Source organism: Streptococcus timonensis (genome assembly GCF_047463455.1).
In the GTDB taxonomy this organism is placed as follows: domain Bacteria; phylum Bacillota; class Bacilli; order Lactobacillales; family Streptococcaceae; genus Streptococcus; species Streptococcus timonensis_B.
Genome location: NZ_JASHDV010000001.1, coordinates 543,747 through 567,245, shown reverse-complemented (window position 1 = coordinate 567,245; position 23,499 = coordinate 543,747). Strand labels below are relative to the sequence as shown.

Here is a 23,499-nt window from a genome sequence, read left to right as displayed (position 1 = left end):
AGAAAAGATGACAAAACTAATCTTTATGGGAACTCCCAATTTTTCAGCAACTGTTTTAAAGGGGCTTTTGTCAGATGAGCGCTACGAGATTGTAGCGGTTGTAACTCAGCCAGATCGTGCGGTTGGACGAAAAAAAGTCATCCAAGAAACCCCAGTTAAACAAGCAGCCAAAGAGGCAGGACTTCCTATCTACCAACCAGAAAAATTATCGGGTAGTCCAGAGATGGAAACTATCATGAATTTGGGCGCTGATGGGATTGTAACTGCTGCTTTTGGGCAATTTCTCCCAAGTAAACTCCTTGATAGCATGGATTTTGCAGTCAACGTTCATGCTTCGCTTCTTCCAAAGCACCGTGGTGGTGCTCCTATTCATTATGCCTTGATTCAAGGTGATGAGGAAGCAGGAGTAACCATTATGGAAATGGTTAAGGAAATGGACGCAGGAGACATGATTTCTCGTCGTAGCATTCCGATTACCGATGAGGATAATGTTGGAACCTTGTTTGAAAAATTGGCGGTTGTTGGTCGTGATCTACTTTTAGATACTCTACCAGCTTATATAGCTGGTGAAATTAAACCAGAACCGCAAGATCCAAGTCAGGTTACATTTTCACCAAATATCAAACCTGAGGAAGAAAAGTTGGACTGGAACAAAACCAATCGTCAACTCTTTAACCAAATCCGTGGGATGAATCCATGGCCAGTTGCTCATACCTTCCTAAAGGGAGAACGCTTTAAAATCTATGAAGCCCTGCCTGTAGAAGGGAAGGGGAATCCAGGTGAGATTATCTCCATCGGTAAGAAAGAATTGATTGTCGCAACAGCAGAAGGAGCTCTATCACTCAAACAGGTTCAACCAGCAGGGAAACCTAAGATGGACATTGCTTCCTTCCTCAACGGTGTTGGACGGACATTGGCTGTAGGAGAACGATTTGGTGACTAAAGTAGAAACGGCTAGAAATCTAGCTTTAGTAGTGTTAGAGGATATTTTTATCAATCAAGCCTACTCCAATATCGCCTTAAATAAACACCTCAAGGGAAGTCAACTGTCAGCAACTGACAAAGGTTTGGTGACAGAGCTTGTTTATGGGACTGTAGCCCGTAAACTAACTTTAGAATGGTATTTGTCTCACTTTATTGAGGATAGAGACAAGCTAGATAACTGGCTCTATGTTTTGCTTCTCATGAGCGTCTATCAACTCCAATACTTGGATAAGCTTCCCGACCATGCAGTGGTCAATGAAGCGGTGGAACTGGCTAAACTTCGTAAAAAAGGTAGCGAAAAACTGGTCAATGCAGTCCTTCGCCGTATCTTGCGAGAAGGTTTGCCAGATATTGTCAGTATCAAGCGTAAGAACAAGCGTGATTCTATCGCCTACTCTTTGCCAGTGTGGTTAGTTTCTAAACTAAAGGAAGAGTATGGTGAAGAGAGAGCGCAAGCGATTTTTGAAAGTCTACTAAAACGTAATAAAGCCAGTATCCGTGTGACAGATTTGAGCCGAAAAGAGGAAATTAAAGCTCTGCTTGATGCAAGTGATTCTGCTTTATCAGCTTCTGGTCTGGTTAAAGAGCAGGGGCATTTTGCGGGTCATGACTTGTTTGCTGAAGGGGCTATTACTATACAGGACGAGTCTAGTCAACTGGTTGCACCAACACTAGAGCTACAAGGAGATGAGCAGGTTTTGGATGCCTGTGCAGCGCCGGGTGGAAAAACAGCTCATATAGCCTCTTATCTAACTACAGGTCAGGTAACAGCTCTGGATCTCTATGACCACAAACTCACTTTGATTCAAGAGAATGCCCAGCGTTTAGGCGTAGCAGACCCTGTTCAAACACAAAAATTGGATGCCCGAAAGGTTCACGAGTTTTTTGGTAAGGATCAATTTGATAAGATTCTTGTTGATGCCCCTTGCTCAGGGATCGGTCTATTGCGTCGGAAACCAGATATCAAATACAACAAAGAAACTGCGGATTTCATGTCTTTACAGGAAATTCAGCTGGAAATATTAGGTAGTGTTTGTCAAACACTACGAAAAGGTGGTATAATAACCTATAGTACCTGTACTATAGTCTCGGAGGAAAACTTTCAAGTCGTTCAGACATTTTTGGAAAGACACCCTGAGTTTGAGCAGGTTAAACTAGAACATGAATGCAAAGATATCTTAAAAGATGGTTGTATCCTCATTACTCCAGAACTGTATGGTAGTGACGGGTTCTTTATCAGCCAATTTCGAAAGATATCTGATTAGGAAGGAACTGACACAATGGAAATTTCATTATTAACAGATGTGGGTCAGAAACGAAAAAACAATCAAGACTATGTCAACCTTTTTGTCAACCGAGCAGGTCATACGATGATTATCTTGGCTGATGGAATGGGAGGACATCGTGCAGGCAATATTGCTAGTGAAATGGCGGTAACGGACTTAGGTGTAGCTTGGGTGGATACTCAAATTGACACTGTAAATGAAGTTCGCGAATGGTTTGCCCATAATTTAGAAATTGAAAATCAAAAGATTTACCAACTAGGTCGTGATGAAGCTTATAGGGGTATGGGAACAACCTTAGAAGCTCTTGCTATCATTGAGAATCAAGCTATTTATGCCCATATCGGTGATTCGCGTATCGGTTTAATCCGTGGAGAAGAATATCATCTTTTGACAAGTGACCATTCTTTGGTTAACGCACTGCTCAAAGCTGGACAATTAACTCAAGAAGAGGCAGAAGCACATCCTCAAAAGAACATCATCACTCAATCTATTGGTCAAAAAGATGAAATTCAACCAGACATGGGAATTATCACCCTTGAACCAGGAGACTATATTTTGCTTAATAGTGATGGTTTAACCAATATGATTTCTGGAAGTGAAATCTGTGATATTGTAACAAGTGATATCTCACTGGATGATAAAGCAGCAACCTTGATTCGTTTTGCAAATAATGCCGGAGGGCTTGATAACATAAGTGTTGCCCTTGTTTCGATTAAGGAGGAGGCGGCACTATGATCCAGATCGGCAAGATTTTTGCCGGACGGTATCGAATTATCAAACAAATTGGTCGTGGAGGCATGGCAGATGTCTACCTGGCCAAGGATTTGATTTTAGATGGGGAAGAGGTAGCTGTAAAGGTCCTGAGGACCAACTACCAGACGGATCCTATAGCTGTTGCGCGTTTTCAACGGGAAGCGCGAGCGATGGCAGACCTGGATCATCCTCATATCGTTCGGATTACTGATATTGGTGAAGAAGATGGTCAGCAATACCTAGCTATGGAATACGTAGCAGGTCTCGATCTTAAGCGATATATTAAAGAACACTATCCTCTTTCAAATGAGGAAGCAGTTCGTATCATGGGTCAGATTTTGCTAGCTATGCGTTTAGCACATGCAAAAGGAATTGTTCACCGTGATTTAAAGCCTCAAAATATTCTCTTGACTCCAGATGGAACAGCTAAGGTTACTGACTTTGGTATCGCGGTAGCTTTTGCGGAAACCAGCTTGACTCAAACTAACTCTATGTTGGGTTCTGTCCACTATTTATCGCCTGAACAGGCTCGTGGCTCTAAAGCTACGTTTCAGAGTGATATTTATGCCATGGGAATTATTTTCTTTGAAATGTTAACAGGGCATGTCCCATATGATGGAGATAGTGCCGTCACGATTGCCCTTCAGCATTTTCAGAAACCACTCCCATCTGTTATAGCTGAAAATCCTTCGGTACCACAATCATTAGAAAATGTTGTTATTAAAGCGACAGCGAAAAAATTAACGGATCGCTATCAAACAGTCTCTGAGATGTATGTAGACTTATTGAGTAGTCTCTCTCACAATAGACGAAATGAATCTAAACGTGTTTTTGATGATACAAGTAAGGTTGATACAAAAACATTACCAAAGATTCAGCAACAAACCTTGACAACGCTTCCTAAGGTTGAACCAAAAGATAATCGTCCTCAGACTAAGAAACCGAGCGTTCAAGCAGCTCCTAAACCTAAGGAAGTAGCTAAGTCGGTGAAGAAGCGTCGCTTTAAGGCTCGTTACTTGGTTCTCCTTGCTAGTTTTATTCTGGTGCTCTCTTCTATACTATGGATTATATCTAAGACACCAGCAACTGTTGTGATTCCGAAGGTAGCAGGGCAAAGAGTGGCTGAGGCCAAAGAAACTCTGAAAAATGCCAATTTTGAAATTGGTGAAGAGAAAAGTGAATCCAGTGATACAGTAGAAGAAGGCCGAGTTATTCGAACGGATCCAGAATCAGGAACCAATCGTAAAGAAGGAACTAAGATTAATCTGATTGTTTCATCAGGTAAACCTTCATTCCCGATAGGGAACTATATCGGACGTAAATCTTCAGATGTAGTAGCAGAGTTAAAAGATAAGAAAGTCCCAGAAAATCTGATTAAGATTGTTGAGGAAGAATCTAGTGAAACTGAACCTGGTCTTGTCATGAGACAAAGTTTGTCAGAAGGTACAACTTACGATCTTAGCAAGGCGACTGAGATTACCTTGACAGTTGCTAAAAAGGTTACAACTGTTTCAATGCCTTATTATATCGGCTCAAGTCTTGAATTTACAAAGAATAATTTGATTCAAGTTGTGGGTGTTAAAGAAGCTAATATTGAGGTAGTAGAAGTTTCTACAGTTCTTGAGGGAACTATTGAAGGAACTGTAATCAATCAAAGTCCAAAACCATATGAGGATCTTGATTTGAGTAAAACGCGTGTTAAAATTTCTGTTTATAAACCAAAACAAACGACAACTACTACAGTCACACCACAAGTACCCCATGAGAATAGAATCGAGGTAACACCTCCTCAAACTCGTGAGGCAGAAGCTAGTCAAACAACACCTGAGCACAACTGAGGTAGCTAATACAGACTATTCATAAAACTTTGTCACAGAATTTGTGGCAAAGTTTTTTTTCTGAGGATTTTATGATAAAATAAAGGATATCAAAAAGGGGGAGAAAATGAAGGAATCAAAAGAACTCAATGCAGTGATTGATATCATTATGCTTGCAGGTACGATTTTACTTCGAAATGGTTCGGAAATTCATCGTGTTGAAGATACTATGATCCGCATTGCGCATTCACAAGGGATAATGGATTGCAATGTTTTAGCCATGCCGGCAGCCATTTTTTTCTCTATTGAAAATACCAATATCTCTCGTATGAAGCGAGTGACTTCGTCTCTTTATAACATTGAGAAAGTTTGTGATGTCAATCAAATTTCTCGACAGCTTGTCTCTGGACAAATTGATTTAGAGACAGCCTTTGCACAATTGAAGGATTTAAATGAAAAATCCTTGCCCTACACTAAATTACAGTTAATCATTGCTGCAACCTTAAGTGCTCCATTCTTCTCCATTATGTTTGGCGGAAATCCTTATGATGCGATTGGTGCAGGAGTTGCGACCTTGTTTGCTTTTACTTTTTCACTTTATATAGAAAAATTTATTCGCATCCCCTTTATGACTGCATTTGCAGGTGCCTTGGTCTTTGGTTTGATAGCACAAGTTTGGGCTCGTTATTCTGGTTTGCCTTCAACGGCTGACTTAATTATAGCAGGGGCTGTCATGCCTTTCGTGCCAGGGATTGCCTTAACCAATGCTGTGCGTGATATCATGACCAATCATATTAACTCTGGTATGAGCAAGATGTTTGAATCCTTGCTGATTACCCTTGCCTTGGGGGCTGGCACCTCTGTCGCCCTGGTACTCATGAACTACTAATATGAATTTGACAACATTTTTATTGCAAGCTCTAGCGAGTTTACTAGCAATTATCACTTTTTTAATCGTTTTAAACGTACAACGTTCTATGCTAATTCCTGGTGGAGTTTTAGGAATGTTTATCTGGTTGCTCTATCTCCTTCTTAAGGAGCCGACTAACGTCATTTTAGCGACCTTCATTGCTGCCGTAATTGGCTCATGTATTAGCCAGATTATGAGCATTATCTATAAAACACCTGCAGTTGTTTTTAGCCTTGCCATATTGGCGCCCTTAGTTCCAGGATATCTGTCTTATCGGACAACTTCATTCTTTGTTACAGGAGACTATAGAAATACCATTGCTAGTGCTATGCTGGTTGTCATGTTAGCTCTTGTCATCTCAATTGGAATGGCCAGTGGGACAGTTATTCTAAAATTGTATCATCATTTAAAATCACATCGAACCATCTAAGGTTCGATTTTTAATTGGGTAAAACTAGTAAACAGAAGTGGCTCAGATGATGATTGATGAGTGTTAGAAAATAGTATGATTTTTGGATTAAGGCTTTTTTCTCTATTTTGTTTTAATTTGTGATAAAATAGACTTGGACGATTTTTTACAATGAATGATTAAATACAGAGGTAAATATGACAATCGGTATTGATAAGATTGGTTTTGCGACCAGTCAATATGTCTTGAAATTACAAGACTTAGCAAATGCACGGGGGGTAGACCCTGAAAAATATACAAAAGGACTTTTACTAGAGGAGATTAGTATCGCTCCCTTGACTGAAGATATCGTGACTCTTGCAGCTAGTGCAGGAAATTCAATCCTAACAGAAGAAGAAAAGCAAGAAATTGATATGGTCATTGTGGCGACAGAATCTGGAATCGATCAAAGTAAGGCTGCAGCTGTTTTTGTGCATGGCTTACTTGGTATTCAACCTTTTACTCGTAGTTTTGAAATCAAGGAAGCTTGCTATGGAGCGACAGCTGCTCTACATTATGCTAAGCTACATGTAGAAAATTCACCAAGATCAAAAGTACTTGTTCTTGCTAGTGATATAGCAAAATATGGTATCAATGCACCGGGTGAACCAACTCAGGGTTCAGGTAGTATCGCTATGTTGATTACTCAAAATCCACGGATCTTGAGCTTTAATGACGATAATGTAGCTCAGACTAGAGACATCAATGATTTCTGGCGTCCGAATTACTCGATTACACCCTTTGTAAATGGTGTATACTCTACCCAGCAGTATTTAGATTGTTTGCAAACTACCTGGGAAGAATACAAAAAACGCTTTAATTGGACTTTAAATGATTTTGTGGCAGTATGTTTCCACTTGCCGTATCCAAAATTAGCCCTCAAAGGTTTTAATAAGCTATTGGATGAATCATTGTCTCAGGAAAAACAAGAGCTCTTACAGAAACACTTTGACGCTTCTATCATCTATAGTAATCGAGTTGGTAATATCTACACAGGATCTCTATTTCTTGGATTACTTTCTCTCTTGGAAAATGCTGAAACATTGAAAGCTGGAGATAAGATTGCACTATTCAGTTACGGTAGTGGAGCAGTTTCTGAGTTCTTTAGTGTCGAATTGGTTGAAGGTTATGAGCAGTATCTAGATAAAGACCGTATCAAAGTGTTAGACCAGCGTATACCTCTCTCAGTCGAAGAATATGAAAAAGTATTCTATGAGGAGACACATCTTGATGGTTCAGGTTCTGCTAAACTCTCGGGCTATGAAGACCAAGAATATGCTCTGGTTGAAATTTTAGAACATCACCGTTATTATAGCAAGGTTGAAAAATGATGAAGATTAATTGGAGTGGATTTTCAAAAAAAACATATCCAGAACGTCTAGAAACGCTTAGGGATTCTGACTTGCTCTCTCATGAACTTCAGGATAATCTAGAGAAAAATGAGACTTTGAGTGTTGCCATTGCTGATCAGCTAAGTGAAAATGTAGTAGGGACTTTTTCTCTTCCCTACTCCATTGTTCCTGAGATAGTGGTGAATAATCAGGCCTATACTGTTCCTTATGTGACGGAAGAGCCATCAGTAGTGGCAGCAGCTAGTTTTGCATGCAAGATTATCAACAGATCTGGTGGTTTTTCTGCCCATGTTCATCAAAGACTTATGATTGGTCAGGTTGCTCTTTATCAAGTACCAGATAGAGAACAAGCTTGCCAGGAAATTCTGAATCAAAAAGACCAGCTACTTGAAATAGCAAATCAAGCTTATCCTTCAATTGTCAAGCGAGGAGGAGGAGCGCGTGACTTGCGAGTTGAGAAAGTTTCTGGACAGACAGATTTTCTGGTTGTTTATCTTCACGTTGATACTCAAGAAGCCATGGGAGCTAATATGCTTAATACCATGCTAGAGGCTTTAAAACCTCATCTTGAAAGTCTAAGCCATGGACAAAGTCTTATGGGAATTTTGTCTAACTATGCTACAGAGTCTCTGGTGACATCTAGCTGTCGTATTGCTTTTCGCTATTTAAGTCCTAACAAGGATGAAGCGCGTGAATTGGCTGACAAGATAGTCTTGGCTAGTCATTTTGCTCAAGCAGATCCTTACCGAGCTGCTACCCACAACAAGGGTATCTTTAATGGGATTGATGCTCTCCTGATTGCAACAGGAAATGATTGGCGGGCTATCGAAGCAGGAGCCCATGCCTATGCCTGTCATGATGGTGCTTATCGAGGACTTAGCCACTGGACATTAGACATAGAGACAGAAGAGCTGATTGGAGAGATGACTCTTCCCATGCCAATTGCTACAAAGGGTGGTTCTATCGGTCTCAATCCTCGTGTTGTGCTCAGCCACGAACTTCTAGGTCAACCGTCTGCGAAAGAACTGGCACAAATTATTGTTTCTATGGGATTGGCCCAGAACTTTGCCGCACTAAAGGCCTTGGTTGGAGCTGGTATTCAACAGGGACATATGAAATTACAAGCTAAATCTCTAGCTCTCCTAGCAGGAGCTAAAGAAGCAGAAATACCAAAGCTAGTAGAAGGTTTGATTGCTGAAAAAACCTTTAACCTAGAAAAAGCAAAAAGTATTTTAGAAGCTTTACGCTCATAAGAAAAACTCAGACTAATCAAGTCTGAGTTTTTTATATGCTTAGACGCTTCTACCAGGCAAGAGGCTAACTGGTAAGAAATAACCAGTAGTAGCGACCTCTTTGCCCTCTATCTTTTGAAGGAGCAAATCAACTGTCAGGCGAGCAATTTCTTCCAAAGGTTGTTTGATGGTAGTGAGGTGAGGGTAGTAATTCTCGATAAAATAAGTCCCATCATAGCCAATTACTTTTAGTTGGTCAGGAACTGAGATTTCAAGTTCTTGAGCAATTTTGATAACCAAAATAGCAGTTAAATCATCCGAAGCAAAGATGGCGTCGGGTTTTTGTTTGGTTAAGATATTTTTTATTTCCATTTCTTTTCGAAGGGGTGAAAAGTCACTGGAAATATTGATAATGGGAGCCTTTGGTAAGATAGAAGCGAAACCTGCATGACGAAGTCCAGTTGGGGAATTGGAGTTGTCATTTCCTGTAATCATGATAATAGATTTAACTCCAGTTTTAGCCAAGGTCTGAGCTGCTAGGACTCCGCCAGCATAGTTGTCAGAAGAAACGACAGGAATATCTGGAGACAGGTTACGGTCAAAGGAAATGATAGGAGCAGTCACACGATTGTAGTCTTCGATACCTAAGTTATGACTTCCTGAAATGATACCGTCCACCTGATTGGCTTCCAACATTTCGATGTATTCACGTTCTTTTTCTGAATCGTGTTCACTATTACAAATGATGGTCTTGTAACCTTTTTTGAAGAGTTCGTGTTCCAATTTGTCAATCAATTCAGCATAGAACACATGGCTGATTTTAGGGAAAATCAAACCGATTAACTTGGCTGATTTTCCTTGAAGACTTCGAGCTAAGTTATTGGGTTTATAGCCCAGCTCACGCATAGCATCATTAACCTTTTGAATAGTTTTTTCTGAAAGATACCCCTTTTTGTTGATGACACGTGAAACAGTAGTAGGGCTGACGCCAGCTAATTTTGCGACATCAGTTAGTTTTGCGACCATATTCTAATTCGTAGTATGTTCCAGTTGGGTTTCCAGATTTAATGAGGATTCCGTTTTGATCCGCATGCGGGAATACACGACCAGAAAATACTTTTTCTCCTTTATTAATGAAAATTTCAAAGACTGAATTATCGATGAAGATATTTACAGTAGTAGCTTGCTTGTCAATAGGACATGAGCGAGTAGTTCCAAATTCTTGAGCGTATTGCTCACCTGCTTGACTGCGGTCGACGGTTACTTGACCATTGACAAGGTCAAAATTGATAGAGAGTCCCTTGCCATCTTTATCAGCAAGAAGGACGATTTCACTCTGACTATCGGCTTCTAGGTTAAGCTCAAGTTCGTAGGTGTTTTTGGTTTCAGAACGATTTGAAAATTCCTCTTTTGAAGATCGAAGGTCCTTGATAGCAGCTACAGGATACTGATAGAGTTTGCCGTCTTTAATGGTAAGTTCTTTGACTAATGAAAAAGTTCCTTGGTGGTCAAAACGATCAGATGGATACGCAACATCTGGTAACCCAAGCCAGCTGATTGCCAGGGCACGACCATCAGGAGCGTTGAAGGCTTGAGTAGCATAGGCTTCAAAACCATAATCAAGATTGTGAAGTTCAGAAACATCTAGCATACGGGCATTTTCTGGGTCAAAGGAAGCGCCGATTTTATACATATTTGGATAGATATTATCATAGTCAAGAACTTTTTTATCCAAACCTTGTGGGCAGTAAAGAAGGACAGGTTGTTCTCCGACAAAGACTAGGTTTGGGCACTCCATCATATAGGCAGTGCGGTCATTGTTGAAGTCAAGGTCTCCGACTTCTTGCCAGTTTGTATAATCATTATCGATAGCCTTATAGAGACGAATAAAACCTTTTTTCTCCAAGTCTTGACCACCAACGATAGCGTAGTATTGCCCTTTAAAGTTAAAAATCTGTGGATCGCGGAAGTGATCAGTAGCATCAGCAGGTTGATCAATCAAGATTTTATCAATCTTCTTAATCTTACCATCCTTGTCCAACAAGGCCCCAATCTGATAGGGATGGCGGATCCAATTTTCATCTCGAACATTTCCGGTATAAAATAGGAATAGTTGGTCACCAAACTGCATAGCAGATCCTGAGTAAGCACCGTGGCTATCTAATGGAGTATCAGGTAAGATCTTAACTCCAGTTTCTTTAAAGTGCACCAAATCGTCACTTTCAAGCTGAATCCAAGATTTTAAACCATGAGCTGCACCAAAGGGAAAGTTTTGATAAAAGAGAATCCACTTACCATCAAAATAAGAAAAACCATTTGGATCGTTGAGAAGTCCTTGTTTTGGTTCGACGTGATAGGCAACATGCCATGGTGACTGCGCCATATTTTCTTTGATTTGTTCGATTTCTTCTTGTGTCCAATCTTCATAGCGTCTATAGCGACGCTCGGTAGTCCATTCCATTTTAATTCCCTCCATAAATTCTACTATCTTTATAGTAAACGTTTCCTTATAAAAAAGCAAGTCTTTTATCATAGAATTAAGAAAAAAATGTCAAACGCTTGACAGAAAATAGAGGTTGTATTTTGTGAAAATCAATGAAAATATGAAAGTTTTTGAAAACTTTTTAGCAAAAACCTTTTAATAATAGGTATTTGTCGAAGAAACACTATTCAAAAATATCAAAAACAGTCAAAAAACAAAAAACAAAGAATTTTTTCTGCAAAACGCTTGACATATTTTTGAAACGTGATAGAATAATACTCGTAGGGCGAATAAATCGCTTTCAAACATTTTACAATTTTTTTATAAGGAGATTTTTGCAAATGACGAATACAGAAATTGCAAAAAAAGTCATCGAAGCCTTGGGCGGACGTGAGAATGTTAACAGTGTTGCGCACTGTGCGACTCGTCTTCGCGTTATGGTTAAAGATGAAGCAAAGATCAACAAGGATGCTATCGAGAGCTTGGAAAAAGTTCAAGGTGCTTTCTTTAACTCAGGTCAATACCAAATCATCTTTGGTACGGGTACAGTAAACAAGATGTACGATGAAGTCGTAGCTCTTGGTTTGCCAACATCTTCTAAAGAAGATATGAAAGCAGAAGCTGCTAAACAAGGAAATTGGTTCCAACGTGCCATCCGTACTTTCGGTGACGTCTTCGTTCCAATCATTCCAGTTATCGTAGCAACTGGTCTCTTCATGGGTGTTCGTGGTCTCTTGAACGCACTTGGAATGACTCTTCCAGATGATGTTAAGACTTACACAGAAATCCTTACAGATACCGCCTTCATTATCTTGCCAGGTTTGGTTGTTTGGTCAACTTTCCGTGTATTCGGTGGTAACCCAGCTGTTGGGATCGTTCTTGGTATGATGCTCGTTTCTGGTTCACTTCCAAATGCCTGGGCTGTTGCGTCTGGTGGTGAAGTAACTGCAATGCAGTTCTTCGGATTTATCCCAGTTGTAGGTTTGCAAGGTTCAGTTCTTCCAGCCTTCATCATCGGGGTTGTCGGAGCTAAGTTTGAAAAAGCTGTTCGTAAGGTTGTTCCAGATGTACTTGACCTCTTGGTAACACCGTTCGTAACACTCCTTGTAATGTCAATTCTTGGATTGTTTGTTATCGGACCAGTCTTCCACGTTGTTGAAAACTACATTCTCATTGGAACTAAAGCAATTCTTAACTTGCCATTCGGACTTGGTGGTTTCTTGATTGGTGGAGTTCACCAATTAATCGTCGTATCAGGTGTTCACCACATCTTCAACTTGCTTGAAGTTCAATTGCTTGCTGCTGACCATGCTAACCCATTCAACGCTATCATCACAGCTGCAATGACTGCTCAAGGTGCTGCAACAGTAGCCGTTGGTGTGAAAACTAAAAATCCTAAACTTAAAACACTTGCTTTCCCAGCTGCTCTTTCTGCTTTCCTAGGTATTACTGAGCCTGCTATCTTCGGGGTTAACTTGCGTTTCCGTAAACCATTCTTCCTTTCATTGATTGCTGGTGCAATCGGTGGTGGATTGGCATCTATCCTTGGACTTGCTGGTACTGGTAATGGTATCACAATCATCCCTGGTACAATGCTTTACATTGGTAACGGACAACTTCTACAATACCTTCTTATGGTAGCTGTATCATTTGCACTTGGTTTCGCTCTTACTTACATGTTTGGTTATGAAGATGAAGTGGAAGAAGTTTCAGGAGTAATTTCTGAAGCTGAAACTGACCGTTTAACAGAAGAAGCAGTAACTGGTACTGTGGTTTCACCAAGCGAAGGTGTTATCCAAACACCAATCGTTGGTGATGTCGTTGCTCTTTCAAATGTGAATGATCCAGTCTTCTCAAGTGGAGCTATGGGACAAGGTATCGCTGTAAAACCTAGTGAAGATGTTGTTTACGCACCAGCTGATGCTGAAGTGACAATTGTCTTCCCAACAGGACATGCTTATGGCCTAAGAACAGCTAACGGAGCTGAAATCTTGATCCACGTTGGTATCGACACTGTTTCAATGAACGGTGAAGGATTCAACCATAAAGTTGCCCAAGGTGACAAGGTTAAAGCTGGAGATGTTCTTGGAACGTTTGACTCAGCTAAGATTGCTGCTGCAGGTCTTGATAACACAACAATGGTTATCGTGACAAACACTGCGGACTTTGCTTCAGTAAATCCAGTTGCTTCTGGATCAGTTGCTAAGGGAGATGCAATCATCGAAGTTAAAGCTTAATACTCTTCAAAAATCAAATTCAAACTGCGTCATACTCGCTTTGCCGTACTCAAGTACTGCCTGCAGCTCGATTCCTAGTTTGTTCTTTGATTTTCATTGAGTACACTACTTTCGATTTAATAGATCAAAAAACGAACAAACATGATATTTGTTCGTTTTTTGATTGAATCGTAAAATTTACAGAGGAAAAACTAAAATATTGAGCAACTTTCCTTCTGGAAATATGCTATAATAGAGAAAATAAAAACTAGAGGTTTATCATGGCAAAACTATACGGAAGCTTGGAAGCGGGCGGTACAAAATTTGTCTGTGCTGTCGGTGATGAAAATTTTAACGTTGTAGAAAAAGTACAATTTCCAACAACAACTCCTATCGAGACAATCGATAAAACTATTGAGTTCTTTTCAAAATTTGAGAACCTTGCAGGCCTTGCCATTGGTTCATTTGGTCCTATTGATATCGATAAAAATTCAAAAACTTACGGATTTATCACAACAACTCCAAAACCTAACTGGGCAAATGTAGACTTACTTGGTGCCCTCCGTCGCGCTCTAAACGTGCCTATGTATTTCACAACAGACGTTAATAGTTCTGCCTACGGTGAAGTGGTAGCGCGTAATAACGCAGGTGGACGAATCGAAAACTTGGTTTATTACACAATCGGTACAGGTATCGGAGCAGGTGTTATCCAACGTGGTGAGTTTATCGGCGGTGTTGGTCACCCTGAAATGGGTCATTATTATGTGGCTAGACACCCAATGGATATTGAAAAAGAATTTAAAGGTGTTTGTCCTTTCCATAATGGATGTTTGGAAGGTTATGCAGCTGGTCCAAGTTTGGAAGCTCGTACAGGTGTTCGTGGGGAAAACATTGAACTCAACAACTCTGTCTGGGATGTTCAAGCCTACTATATCGCTCAAGCAGCAGTGAACGCAACTGTAACCTTCCGTCCAGACGTTATCGTCTTTGGAGGAGGTGTAATGGCTCAACAACACATGCTTGACCGCGTACGTGAGAAATTCACAGCCCTACTCAATGGCTACCTACCAGTTCCAGATGTACGTGACTATATCGTAACTCCAGCAGTTGCTGGCAATGGTTCAGCTACACTCGGAAACTTCGTTCTTGCTAAGAGCGTTGCTAAATAAGAATAAAAAAGGAGGTCGGGATATATCCCGGCCTCTTTCTTTAATCTTTTTCTATTTTGGCTTCCTGATGGAAAATATTTTGCCAAGTTTCGTGACGGCGCCAGATACTGGTATGAATGGTATCGCCGACTTGGTAGCGGATGAGTTTAGTCTTTTGGCTGATAGAAGTTAAATGAAGCTCCTTGATAGCAGAGGTCAATTCTTTTTCAGCCTTGTAGGCTCCCTTGTCTAGTTCTTGTCCGTCTTGGCGGATATAAATGAAGTCTTCAGCCAGTAACTCTTCCAGTTGATTTCCTTGGTCAATTAGTTGCTCTCTCATGAGCAATTTTTTATAGACATTATCAAGAATTTCATCTTCAGGGATTGGTGCTGGTTCGATATGAATGTCTGTATCAAAGACACCAAATCGTTCTGATAACATGGATTCGACCTGGTCCGCAATTTCGTGGCTCTCGAAAACAGAGAGGTCTGGGTTCATCTCGAGAGTGATGTCCAGATAAATATTGCTTCCGTAGGTACGACCCCTTTGAGATTTGACCTTGCTAATCTTAGGAATTTCCATGATAGCCTTTTGGTAATCTTCTAGCAAGTGTTCATCAAAACCATCAGAAAGGCTGAAGGATGACTCGATAAAGATATCATAAGCAGTTTTAAGAATAAAGAAGGTAATGATAATCGCAACCAACTTATCCACTATTGGATAGTTGAAGCTACTAGCCAGGATAGCAATAGAAGTTCCAAGAGATGTCACGGCATCTGACAGATTGTCCTTAGCTGCAGCCTTGAGGGCCTTGGACTTAGACTGCTTACTCAGATGGGTATTGTAGAGATAAACGGCAAACATGATGATAGCAGAGATGACTCCTAGAGTCGCCCCAAGTGGGTCAATGACCGTTTGCTCTCGGCTGAGTATCTTTTGAATGGTGTCACGTAGAACATCAAAGCCAACGTAAAACATGATGATGGAAGTGATGAGACTTGCCAAATCCTCTATTTTCCAGTGACCGAAGCGATGATCTCTATCTGCCGGTTGGCGAGCCAAACGAATCCCGATGAGGAGGGCCACGTTTCCAACGATATCTGAAACGTTGTTAAAACCATCAGCTACCAAACTGGATGAATGGAGCAAGTGTCCGGTTGCTAGCTTAGCTGCAGACAAGAATAGATAGGTCAAGATGCTGATAATGGCACCACGCTCAGCCAATTTTAAGTTTGAAACCGATTGATTCATCTAACTCCCCTTCTAGCATTTTAGTATTCTTTCATTATACTGGTTTTCCAAGGAAAATTCAAATGTGGGAAGTAAGTTAAATACACCTCAAAACTTGAAAACTTTTGAAATTCTGATATAATAGAACTACTCAAGGGAGTAGCTGGCGGTTAACCGCGATAGTGTCGTCATTACGAATTATTTCCGGCACTATATTAAACAGCGATACTTGTTTTTTTTAAAAAACAGGTCTCTTTTTTTGTAAAAAGAGGCCAAAAAGGAGGAGACTGTTTTGTCAAAAGAACAAAATAAAGACTTGTTTTACACACAATCTTCTGAGGAGGTCCTAAAAAATTTGGACACATCTGTCGAAGGTTTGTCAACGGCTCAAGCTCAAGAACGCTTAGCGACTTATGGTCGTAATGAGTTGGAAGAGGGAGAGAAACGTAGCCTACTAGCTAAATTCCTTGATCAATTTAAGGATTTGATGATTATCATCTTGCTTGCGGCAGCGGCACTTTCTGTGATTACAGAAGGAATGGACGGTCTAACGGATGCCATTATCATCTTGGCCGTTGTTGTCTTGAATGCTGCCTTTGGGGTTTACCAAGAAGGGCAAGCAGAAGCAGCCATTGAAGCTCTGAAAAATATGTCTAGCCCGATGGCTCGTGTTCGTCGTGATGGTCATGTGATTGAGATTGACTCAAAAGAATTGGTACCTGGAGATATCGTCTTGCTTGAAGCGGGAGATGTCGTGCCTGCAGATATGCGTTTGTTTGAAGCGGCGTCTCTTAAAATCGAAGAAGCTGCTCTTACTGGTGAGTCTGTACCGGTTGAAAAGGATATTACTCAAATGGTAGAAGCAGATGCTGGTATTGGGGACCGAGTTAATATGGGTTACCAAAACTCAAACGTAACTTACGGTCGTGGTATTGGTGTCGTGACTAACACTGGTATGTATACTGAAGTTGGTAAGATTGCGGACATGTTGGCCAATGCCGATGAGACAGAAACACCATTGAAGCAAAGCTTGGAACAATTATCTAAGGCCTTGACTTACTTAATCATTGTGATTGCAGTTATTACCTTCTTGGTTGGTGTCTTTGTTCGTGGTGAACATCCATTAGAAGGCTTGATGGTGGCGGTTGCCCTTGCGGTTGCTGCTATTCCAGAAGGGCTTCCTGCCATTGTAACCATCGTTCTATCTTTGGGAACTACAACCCTTGCAAAACGTAATTCGATTGTCCGTAAATTACCAGCGGTTGAAACGCTTGGTTCAACAGAAATCATTGCATCTGATAAAACAGGTACTTTGACGATGAACCAAATGACGGTTGAAAAGGTTTATACCAACGGTCAATTGCAAAGCTCGGCATCTGAAATTGCGGCTAGCAACAATACCCTCCGTGTCATGAACTTTGCCAACGATACCAAGGTGGACCCATCTGGCAAATTGATCGGTGACCCTACTGAAACTGCTCTTGTACAGTTTGGTTTGGACCACAACTTTGATGTCCGTGAAGTCTTGAAGGATGAGCCACGTGTGGCTGAATTGCCTTTTGACTCAGACCGTAAACTCATGTCTACCATTCATAAGGAATCTGACGGTTCTTACTTTATCGCTGTGAAGGGTGCACCTGACCAATTGCTCAAGCGTGTGACTCGTATCGAAGTCAATGGGGAAGTTCGTCCAATCACAGAAGAGGATAAAAATGCCATCCTTGCAACCAACAAAGACTTGGCTAAACAAGCCCTTCGTGTCTTGATGATGGCTTACAAGACAAGTCATGAAATTCCAACCTTGGAATCTGAAATTGTTGAATCTGACCTCATTTTCTCTGGTTTGGTCGGCATGATTGACCCTGAGCGTCCAGAAGCTGCAGAAGCTGTACGTGTCGCTAAAGAAGCAGGTATCCGTCCGATTATGATCACTGGTGACCACCAAGATACAGCGGAAGCTATCGCTAAACGTCTCGGTATCATCGATCCAAATGATACAGAAGACCATGTTTTCACTGGTGCTGAGTTGAATGAACTCACTGATGAAGAATTCCAAAAAGTCTTCAAGCAATACTCTGTTTACGCGCGTGTATCTCCTGAACACAAGGTTCGTATCGTTAAAGCTTGGCAAAATGAAGGTAAGGTTGTCGCTATGACGGGTGATGGGGTTAACGATGCGCCTTCACTTAAGACAGCTGACATCGGTATCGGTATGGGGATTACAGGTACAGAGGTTTCTAAAGGAGCTTCAGATATGGTCCTTGCTGATGATAACTTTGCAACCATTATCGTAGCGGTAGAAGAAGGACGTAAGATCTTCTCAAATATCCAAAAATCCATCCAATACCTCTTGTCTGCTAATATGGCTGAAGTTTTCATCATCTTCTTTGCAACATTGTTAGGTTGGGATGTGCTTCAACCAGTGCATCTTCTCTGGATTAACCTGGTAACAGATACGCTACCAGCCATCGCCCTTGGTGTGGAACCTGCTGAACCAGGTGTCATGACCCACAAACCTCGTGGTCGTAAGTCTAACTTCTTTGATGGTGGTGTCTTCGGAGCAATCATTTATCAAGGGATCTTCCAAACCATGCTGGTTCTGGGTGTTTATGGTTGGGCTCTTCTCTTCCCAGAGCACCAAAGTCATACTGAAATCCATGCGGATGCCCTTACCATGGCTTTTGCAACTCTCGGTTTGATCCAATTGCTCCATGCCTTTAACGTTAAGTCGGTTTACCAATCAATCTTTAAAGTGGGACTCTTTACCAACAAGACCTTTAACTGGTCTATCCCAGTTGCCTTTGTCCTCTTTGTGGTGACGATTTTAGTTCCTGGATTTAATAATCTCTTCCACGTGTCACACTTGAGTTTGACTCAATGGATGGTGGTCGCTGTAGGAGCGCTTATGATTGTAGTCCTTGTTGAGATTGTTAAAGCAGTTCAACGAGCACTTGGAAAAGATAAAAACGCTATTTAAACAATTATGAAAAGTCATCTTCGGATGGCTTTTTGTCTTTATGTAAATATAAACTGACAAAGATTTTATGCTATAATCAAGGGGAATGATATCGTATGGAGGAAAGAATCTTGGAAAAGAAAATTGTAAAAGATATCTTGTTTTTGTCGCAGGTATCCCAGCCTGCTAGTCAGGAAGATTTACCCCTAGCAAAGGATTTGCAGGACACCCTACAAGCTAACCGTGAAATCTGTGTCGGACTAGCAGCCAATATGATTGGAGTCCAAAAGCGAGTCATTATCTTTAACTTTGGCATGATTCCCATGGTCATGTTTAATCCCGTTCTTCAATCCTCTGAAGGTCCTTATGAGACAGAGGAAGGATGTTTGTCTTTGACAGGAGTGAGACCAACAACCAGATATGAAAAAATTACAGTAAGTTACAGAGATATTCATTGGCAAGAGCAGACCATTACCCTGACGGGTTTTTCAGCGCAGATTTGTCAGCATGAATTGGATCATTTGGAAGGTCGTATTATTTAGGCTCAAATCCTTGGTAGTCCTAAAAAAATATGCTACACTAACACTATGAAAATTCTAATCCCAACTGCAAAAGAAATGAACACCGAAATCCCTAGTTTAGAGGCTAAACCATTGCGTCCTGAAAGTCAGGCAGTACTGGATGAATTGACGACATACTCTGCCCAAAAACTGGAGGACTTTTACAAAATATCTGCCGAAAAAGCGCAAGAGGAGTACGACCATATTCATGCCTTAGAAAATGGAATTGCGATAAACTATCCAGCCTTGCACCTCTTTGATGGACTCATGTATCGCAATATCAAACGGGACAATCTCACCAAGGAGGAGCAAACCTATCTCGAGAAATACCTCATGATAACGTCAGCTCTCTATGGTGTGATCCCGGCCTTTGCACCCATTGCTCCCCACAGACTGGATTTTTTGATGAAGCTCAAAGTCGCTGGAAAAAGCCTGAAAAGTCACTGGCAAGCAGCCTATGAAGAGTCGATGAAGGGTGAAGAACTAATCTTTTCACTCTTGTCTTCTGAATTTGAAACTGTCTTCCCTAAAGAGGTTCGTGAAAAGATGGTGATCTTCAAGTTCATGGAAGAGCGAGATGGTAAATTAAAAATCCACTCAACCATTTCAAAAAAAGCCAGAGGAGCCTTCTTAACAGCCTTGATGGAAGGTCAGATAACTTCTGTAGAAGAGATTAAAGAGCTCAGCTTTGCAGGTTTCAACTATCGAGAAGATTTATCTACTAACAAGGAATTAGTCTTTGTAAAATAGATTAAAAATAGAGCTTGTTCCCTATCTTTATAGGGGCAAGCTTTTTGTGATTTGACCTTACTATTTTTTATTTAGAATGGTAGGAATTTTCACACAATTTTGGTATAATAGGACTATTAGAAAATTTCGAGGAGACAAACATGTCAGTTAAGATTGCTTTACTTGGATTTGGTACAGTAGCCAGTGGTGTGCCATTCTTGCTAAAGGAAAATAGAGAAAAAATTGTTCAAGCAGCCCAGTCAGAAATTGAAGTAGCTAAAGTTTTGGTCAAAGACGATCAAGAGAAAGCCCGCTTGCTTGAAGCAGGAAATGATTTTAATTTTGTAACAAATATCGATGAAATCTTGTCAGACAAAGACATCACGATCGTTGTTGAGTTGATGGGGCGTATCGAACCTGCTAAAACTTTTATCACTCGTGCTTTAGAAGCAGGGAAACACGTCGTGACAGCTAACAAGGATCTTTTGGCAGTCCATGGTGCAGAATTGCTTGAGGTAGCCAAAGCTCACAATGTTGCTCTATACTACGAAGCTGCTGTTGCAGGAGGAATTCCAATCCTTCGTACCTTGGTTAACTCACTAGCATCAGATAAAATCACTCGTGTTCTTGGTGTTGTCAACGGAACATCTAACTTCATGATGACTAAAATGGTAACCGAAGGTTGGTCTTACGAGGATGCTTTGACAGAAGCACAACGACTTGGCTTCGCTGAAAGCGACCCAACCAATGATGTAGATGGTATTGATGCTGCCTACAAGATGGTCATCCTTAGCCAGTTTGCTTTTGGGATGAATGTCAAGTTTGAAGATGTTGGCCACCAAGGGATTCGCAACATCACTCCAGAAGATGTGGCAGTAGCTCAAGAACTTGGTTATGTTGTAAAACTAGTTGGTTCTATCGAAGAAACAGCATCTGGAATCGCTGCTGAGGTTACACCAACCTTCCTTCCTAAAGAACACCCACTTGCAAGTGTTAATGGTGTTATGAATGCTGTCTTTGTGGAGTCTATCGGTATCGGCGAGTCTATGTACTATGGACCAGGTGCTGGTCAAAAACCAACTGCAACAAGTGTTGTTGCTGATATTGCCCGTATCGTTCGTCGTTTGAATGATGGAACAATTGGAAAAGCCTTTAATGAATATAGCCGTCCAGTAGTTTTGGCTAAGCCAGAGGATGTCAAAGCTAACTACTATTTCTCAATCTTGGCTCCAGATTCAAAAGGTCAAGTCTTGAAATTGGCTGAGCTCTTTAATGCGGAAGATATCTCCTTCAAGCAAATCCTTCAAGATGGCAAGCAAGAAGGTAAGGCCCGTGTTGTCATCATCACTCATAAAATCAACAAGGCGCAACTTGAAAATATTACAGCAGCTTTGAAGGGTGTAGCTGAATTTGAACTTCTCAACACCTTCAAGGTTTTAGGAGACTAAGATGAAGATTATTGTACCCGCTACAAGTGCCAATGTGGGTCCTGGTTTTGACTCAGTTGGTGTAGCTGTAACCAAGTATCTAGAAATTCAGGTTTGTGAGGAACGTGAAGAATGGATGATTGAGCACCAATTGGGCAAATGGATTCCGCGTGATGAACGTAATCTTTTGCTGAAGATTGCTCTACAAATTGTTCCTGACCTACAACCAAGACGTCTGAAGATGGTCAGTGATATTCCGCTTGCGCGTGGACTAGGTTCATCGAGCTCTGTCATCGTTGCGGGGATTGAACTGGCAAATCAACTAGGAAATCTCAAACTAAGCGATCACGACAAATTGCAATTAGCGACTAAGATTGAGGGGCACCCTGATAATGTTGCACCTGCTATCTATGGTAATCTGGTTATTGCAAGCTCAGTTGAAGACCAGGTTTCAGCTGTTGTGGCGCCCTTCCCAGAGTGTGCTTTCTTAGCCTATATTCCAAACTATGAATTGCGTACTCGCGATAGTCGTGGTGTCTTGCCTAGAAAATTATCGTACAAGGAAGCTGTTGCGGCAAGTTCTATCGCAAATGTGGCGATTGCAGCCTTGCTGACTGGAGATATGATCAAAGCTGGTCAAGCTATTGAGAGTGATCTTTTCCACGAGCGTTACCGTCAAGAATTGGTGCGAGAATTTGCAACTATCAAGAAAGTTGCCAAGAAAAATGGTGCTTATGCGACCTACTTGTCTGGTGCTGGTCCAACTGTTATGGTCTTGGCTGATCCTGAAAAGATGACAAAGATTAAGGCAGAGCTTGAAAAGCAACCGTTCAAAGGCAAGCTTCATGATTTGCAAGTAGACACAGAAGGCGTTCGCGTCGAAGCAAAATAAATATAGCAACAGGATGGGGAAACTCTCTATTAGAGGGCTTCCTGTCCTTTTTTTGAAAATGAAAGATGGGATATGAAATGATTCCCAGTTTTGTCGACCGATAGAAGGTCAAGGAGGATTTGAAATGGCAGAAATATATCTAGCAGGTGGTTGCTTTTGGGGCTTAGAGGAATACTTTTCCCGCATTTCTGGAGTGGTGCAAACCAGTGTTGGTTATGCTAATGGTCAAGTTGAAACCACTAATTATCAACTGATCAAAGAAACAGATCACGCAGAGACTGTGCAAGTCGTCTACGATGAAAAGGTGGTATCGCTTCGTGAAATCTTGCTCTATTATTTCCGAGTCATTGATCCTTTATCTGTCAACCAACAAGGAAACGATCGTGGTCGTCAGTACCGCACAGGGATTTATTACCTAGATGAAGAGGATTTGCCAACCATCTATTCTCTTGTTCAAGAGCAGGAGCGCATGCTTGGACGCAAGATAGCAGTAGAAGTGGAGAAGCTTCGTCACTATATCCTGGCTGAGGACTATCACCAAGACTACCTCAAGAAAAATCCTGGTGGCTATTGCCATATCGATGTGAGGGATGCTGAGAAACCACTGATAGATGCTGCCAACTATGAAAAACCTAGTCAGGCGGTTTTACGAGAACAACTGTCTGAAGAGTCCTATAGAGTTACCCAAGAGGCTGCGACGGAAGCTCCTTTTAGCAATGCTTATGACCAAACTTTTGAGGAAGGAATTTATGTCGATATCACGACTGGCGAGCCCCTCTTCTTTGCCAAGGATAAGTTTGCCTCAGGTTGTGGTTGGCCAAGCTTTAGCCGTCCTATTTCCAAGGAACTCATTCATTACTACCAGGACTTGAGTCATGGTATGGAGCGAATCGAAGTCCGTTCACGTTCAGGGAATGCTCATTTGGGACACGTCTTTACCGATGGTCCTCGTGAACTAGGTGGTCTCCGTTACTGTATCAATTCTGCATCCTTACGTTTTATCGCTAAGGATGAAATGGAAGAGGCTGGCTATGGCTACTTACTTCCATATTTGAACAAGTAAAAAGATGGTGGGT

The 23,499-nt window shown here is 41.2% G+C and carries 19 protein-coding genes; 16 read left to right on the top strand and 3 right to left on the bottom strand.

Going from position 1 to position 23,499, the window contains the following annotated elements:
• Positions 1-7: 7 nt before the first annotated feature.
• The 8 genes from fmt to QM847_RS02875 all read left to right on the top strand — a co-directional run bounded on the left by fmt (position 8) and on the right by QM847_RS02875 (position 8,803).
• Positions 8-943 (top strand): methionyl-tRNA formyltransferase, encoded by a 936-nt coding sequence (gene fmt / locus QM847_RS02910; protein WP_414353658.1) that lies wholly within the window; start codon positions 8-10, stop codon positions 941-943.
• Positions 936-2,249 (top strand): 16S rRNA (cytosine(967)-C(5))-methyltransferase RsmB, encoded by a 1,314-nt coding sequence (gene rsmB / locus QM847_RS02905; RefSeq protein ID WP_414353656.1) that lies wholly within the window; start codon positions 936-938, stop codon positions 2,247-2,249. The genes fmt and rsmB overlap by 8 nt, the downstream gene beginning before the upstream one ends.
• 15 nt (positions 2,250-2,264) lie before the next feature.
• Entirely contained in the window at positions 2,265-3,005 is a 741-nt protein-coding gene (locus tag QM847_RS02900; RefSeq protein WP_075567999.1) for a Stp1/IreP family PP2C-type Ser/Thr phosphatase, read from the top strand.
• Positions 3,002-4,861 (top strand): Stk1 family PASTA domain-containing Ser/Thr kinase, encoded by a 1,860-nt coding sequence (pknB, locus tag QM847_RS02895; protein ID WP_414353655.1) that lies wholly within the window; start codon positions 3,002-3,004, stop codon positions 4,859-4,861. The genes QM847_RS02900 and pknB overlap by 4 nt, the downstream gene beginning before the upstream one ends.
• A gap of 106 nt (positions 4,862-4,967) precedes the next feature.
• Positions 4,968-5,729, top strand: coding sequence for a threonine/serine exporter family protein (locus QM847_RS02890; RefSeq protein WP_414353653.1), 762 nt, complete (start codon positions 4,968-4,970; stop codon positions 5,727-5,729).
• 1 nt (position 5,730) lies between these two features.
• A complete protein-coding gene (locus QM847_RS02885; protein ID WP_414353652.1) occupies positions 5,731-6,180 on the top strand; it encodes a threonine/serine exporter family protein in 450 nt (149 codons plus the stop codon).
• A 176-nt stretch (positions 6,181-6,356) separates the two neighbouring features.
• Complete coding sequence (locus QM847_RS02880) at positions 6,357-7,529, top strand: hydroxymethylglutaryl-CoA synthase (protein ID WP_414353650.1); 1,173 nt, start codon at positions 6,357-6,359, stop codon at positions 7,527-7,529.
• Positions 7,529-8,803, top strand: a complete 1,275-nt coding sequence (locus tag QM847_RS02875) for a hydroxymethylglutaryl-CoA reductase, degradative (RefSeq protein ID WP_414353771.1) — start codon at positions 7,529-7,531, stop codon at positions 8,801-8,803. The genes QM847_RS02880 and QM847_RS02875 overlap by 1 nt, the downstream gene beginning before the upstream one ends.
• A gap of 39 nt (positions 8,804-8,842) precedes the next feature.
• Here QM847_RS02875 and QM847_RS02870 read toward each other — a convergent pair whose 3' ends face one another.
• Together QM847_RS02870 and QM847_RS02865 are read right to left on the bottom strand one after the other, a co-directional pair.
• Positions 8,843-9,808: a LacI family DNA-binding transcriptional regulator gene (locus QM847_RS02870; RefSeq protein ID WP_414353647.1), complete on the bottom strand. Its 966-nt coding sequence runs from the start codon at positions 9,806-9,808 to the stop codon at positions 8,843-8,845.
• Positions 9,789-11,243, bottom strand: a complete 1,455-nt coding sequence (locus QM847_RS02865; RefSeq protein ID WP_414353769.1) for a sucrose-6-phosphate hydrolase — start codon at positions 11,241-11,243, stop codon at positions 9,789-9,791. The genes QM847_RS02870 and QM847_RS02865 overlap by 20 nt, the downstream gene beginning before the upstream one ends.
• A 362-nt stretch (positions 11,244-11,605) precedes the next feature.
• On the opposite strand from QM847_RS02865, the gene QM847_RS02860 reads away from it, so the two are divergent.
• Complete coding sequence (locus QM847_RS02860; protein WP_414353645.1) at positions 11,606-13,501, top strand: sucrose-specific PTS transporter subunit IIBC; 1,896 nt, start codon at positions 11,606-11,608, stop codon at positions 13,499-13,501.
• A 260-nt stretch (positions 13,502-13,761) separates the two neighbouring features.
• Positions 13,762-14,649 carry a fructokinase ScrK gene (gene scrK / locus QM847_RS02855; protein WP_414353643.1) on the top strand — a complete coding sequence of 296 codons (888 nt, stop codon included), beginning with the start codon at positions 13,762-13,764 and terminating at the stop codon, positions 14,647-14,649.
• Positions 14,650-14,689: 40 nt separating this feature from the next.
• On the opposite strand, the gene QM847_RS02850 is transcribed toward scrK, so the two are convergent.
• The gene (locus QM847_RS02850; RefSeq protein ID WP_414353641.1) at positions 14,690-15,880 is read right to left on the bottom strand and encodes a cation diffusion facilitator family transporter; all 1,191 of its coding nucleotides are present in this window, start codon (positions 15,878-15,880) and stop codon (positions 14,690-14,692) included.
• Positions 15,881-16,151: 271 nt separating this feature from the next.
• Here QM847_RS02850 and QM847_RS02845 point away from each other — a divergent pair, with 271 nt between their 5' ends.
• The 6 genes from QM847_RS02845 (at position 16,152) to msrB (ending at position 23,486) form a co-directional block, all read left to right on the top strand.
• Positions 16,152-18,836 (top strand): cation-translocating P-type ATPase, encoded by a 2,685-nt coding sequence (locus QM847_RS02845; RefSeq protein ID WP_414353639.1) that lies wholly within the window; start codon positions 16,152-16,154, stop codon positions 18,834-18,836.
• A 110-nt stretch (positions 18,837-18,946) separates the two neighbouring features.
• Positions 18,947-19,357, top strand: a complete 411-nt coding sequence (locus tag QM847_RS02840) for a peptide deformylase (protein ID WP_414353768.1) — start codon at positions 18,947-18,949, stop codon at positions 19,355-19,357.
• A gap of 45 nt (positions 19,358-19,402) precedes the next feature.
• Positions 19,403-20,125, top strand: a complete 723-nt coding sequence (gene yaaA, locus QM847_RS02835; protein WP_414353637.1) for a peroxide stress protein YaaA — start codon at positions 19,403-19,405, stop codon at positions 20,123-20,125.
• Between the two features lie 140 nt (positions 20,126-20,265).
• Complete coding sequence (locus QM847_RS02830) at positions 20,266-21,552, top strand: homoserine dehydrogenase (protein ID WP_414353635.1); 1,287 nt, start codon at positions 20,266-20,268, stop codon at positions 21,550-21,552.
• Between the two features lies 1 nt (position 21,553).
• On the top strand, positions 21,554-22,423 hold the full coding sequence (gene thrB / locus QM847_RS02825; RefSeq protein WP_414353633.1) for a homoserine kinase: 870 nt from the start codon (positions 21,554-21,556) through the stop codon (positions 22,421-22,423).
• A gap of 124 nt (positions 22,424-22,547) precedes the next feature.
• Positions 22,548-23,486, top strand: coding sequence for a peptide-methionine (R)-S-oxide reductase MsrB (msrB, locus tag QM847_RS02820; RefSeq protein ID WP_414353631.1), 939 nt, complete (start codon positions 22,548-22,550; stop codon positions 23,484-23,486).
• Positions 23,487-23,499: the final 13 nt, after the last annotated feature.